This window comes from Streptomyces sp. CO7, from assembly GCF_053474865.1.
Window position 1 is genome coordinate 109785 of the sequence record NZ_JBRIOU010000004.1, and the last position, 757, is coordinate 110541.

Genomic DNA, 757 nt, shown 5'->3' on the forward strand with positions numbered 1-757 from the left:
CCCTCCCGGCCCCGGGACGGAGGTGAAGGTCTCCGGCGCGGTCAGGCGCCCCCAGTGCCCCAGCGGCCAGGCCACCGCGACCGCCCGGCCCACCACGAGGTCCTCCGCGACGGCCCCGCCGTACGGTCCGTCGCGGTGCTCACGGGAGTCGGCCGACCGCGACCGGTGGTCGCCCATCACCCACAGGGTCCCCTCGGGGACCGTCACCTCGAACGGCATCGCGGACGGATCGTCACCCGGATGGAGGTAGTCCTCGTCGAGCGGAGTGCCGTTCACGGTCATCCTGCCCTCGGCGTCGCAGCACATCACGTGGTCGCCGCCGACCCCCACCACCCGCTTGATCAGGTCCTGTTCGTCGGCCGACGGCAGCACGCCCACGAAGGCGAGACCTTCCTTGATCCGCCGGGTCACCGCCGACTCGTCGGTGAGCGCGGCGACCTCCTCGTGCCCCAGCCAGCCGCCCGGGTCGCGGAAGACCACGACGTCACCCCGCTCGGGCTTCGACCCGAACCACGGGGAAAGCTTGTCGACGATCACCCGGTCGCCGATCCGGATCGTCTGCTCCATCGAGCCGGAGGGGATCACGAACGCCTGGAACAGGAAGGTCTTCAGCAGCAGCGCGATCAGCAGCGCCACGCCGCCCAGCAGGGGTATCTCCTTCAGCAGCGCCCGCCGGCGGCGTCGCTGGACCCGGCGGCGCAGCCTGCGCCGCTCGGCCCGGCCCGGCGGGGGTCCGGCGGGCTCCGGCCCCTCCCCC

General features: G+C 73.6%; 1 protein-coding gene. It reads right to left on the reverse strand.

Annotation, left to right across the window (positions count from 1 at the left end; genetic code table 11):
* A partial coding sequence (gene lepB, locus ACOV8S_RS13180; protein WP_448318014.1) for a signal peptidase I occupies nucleotides 1–757 on the reverse strand: 757 nt, incomplete at both ends.